General features: G+C 50.8%; 1 protein-coding gene and 1 pseudogene. One reads left to right on the top strand and one right to left on the bottom strand.

What is annotated here, in order from left to right; translation table 11 throughout:
• Positions 1–117 precede the first annotated feature (117 nt).
• A complete protein-coding gene (locus ACN4EG_RS27760) occupies positions 118–915 on the bottom strand; it encodes a DUF4058 family protein (protein ID WP_431633524.1) in 798 nt (265 codons plus the stop codon).
• A gap of 152 nt (positions 916–1,067) precedes the next feature.
• Here ACN4EG_RS27760 and ACN4EG_RS27755 point away from each other — a divergent pair.
• Positions 1,068–1,297, top strand: a pseudogene (locus tag ACN4EG_RS27755) (hypothetical protein); the annotation flags it as partial.

The following is a 1,297-nucleotide window of genomic DNA, read 5'->3' as shown; positions in this document are numbered from 1 at the left end:
GATTGTGGCAATATTTAGGATCCCAACAGCCATCTCCCTCGGGGCCATGACGTTGTTGGGCTTCCTGGGCATTCAACTTAGCGCACAGCCGACATTTTTCCTGATCAGGACGGGCCATCACGCACCTCGGAGGGGAGTCAATAACGCATCCACCCACTGCTGATCCACTTCAGATAACTTGGGCGGTGGAACAGGCTGACGATAATCAATGCGTTCGTTGTATCCTGCCCGATCGCACACCCCCTGCACAATTGCCTGTAATTCAATTAACGGTTCTGCATCTTCCGGTCTGAGCGGTAGCGGCACAGTGGGAATGGGTTCACGCAAATTAAAGTCGTACAGGTCAGCCTGGGGCCGTTGGGAACGACGACTGACAATGAGGCGATAGTCGCTCGGCTGCACCTCTCCTATCATCGTCATCGGACTGCCAGCCCGGATCAGATCGATTTCAACCAGATTAGAAAGACTGCCTAGAATGCGTCCACGTTTGTTTTCATAAGCCGTTCTACCATTTCCCTTCTGCTTGTTCTTAGGGGACAGCACCTCAATCACTGTAATGACCGCATCTGTACCGACTTCGCGAACTTCCAGATAGCGCTCTTTAATCGTCGTTGGCTGAGGCAAGCAAATGGAGCGGGGTCGCTTCTGAGTGACCGTTGTACCCGATTCAACTCGCAACGGTTCTAATGGATGGGTTGATCGAGCCGCCAAGACAGCCGCGTCTGGAATCCCCACCAAGATTTCTTCGGGTTCTTCTTGATCCTGGTAAGTACGAGTCTCCACCTCAATGTAATAGTTAGGGCGTAATTGGGGCGCTACCGTATCCGCGATCGCCACCATCAGTCGAGTGTGAAACGACGACCAGAAGGCTGGCTGTTCTAGATAGGGGTTCATGCCCGGAAAGGGAGATGGCATTGGTGAAACTCCCAGAATACAAGGATCTGAGTTTAGTATACTCTAGCCATCGTCAACTTAGTCGTAGTTTAGTCGTATAACAGATATTGTTACTTTATCTTACTTGAAATCTATTAGACTTGAGGAACGCCACAACATAAGGGGTATTCTGCATGGGTTCTAGTTCAGAAGGACTTCCTGCTATTCGCTTGATGGGTTCCCAATCAACCATCCCACTCCGTTCATCTGAACCAACCGATCTCCGCTGGCTCCGAGTTGAGGAATATTTTCAGGCACGATCGCTCGCTGAAAATACCCAGAAAGCCTATCGGAGAGAATTGAAACGATTTCTGGGTTGGGTCGATCGACCTTGGGCGGAAGTGACACCCCGACAATTGGCGCA

This window comes from Alkalinema pantanalense CENA528, assembly GCF_050753345.1.
In the GTDB taxonomy this organism is placed as follows: Bacteria; Cyanobacteriota; Cyanobacteriia; order Leptolyngbyales; family Leptolyngbyaceae; genus Alkalinema; species Alkalinema pantanalense.
Note: the sequence above shows the minus strand (reverse complement) of the source record. Positions and strands in the feature narration are given on the sequence as shown.

What these genes read in the sequence shown, in the direction of transcription:
- ACN4EG_RS27760 (WP_431633524.1), bottom strand. Translation starts at nt 915, where the DNA reads ATGCCATCTCCCTTTCCGGGCATGAACCCCTATCTAGAACAGCCAGCC.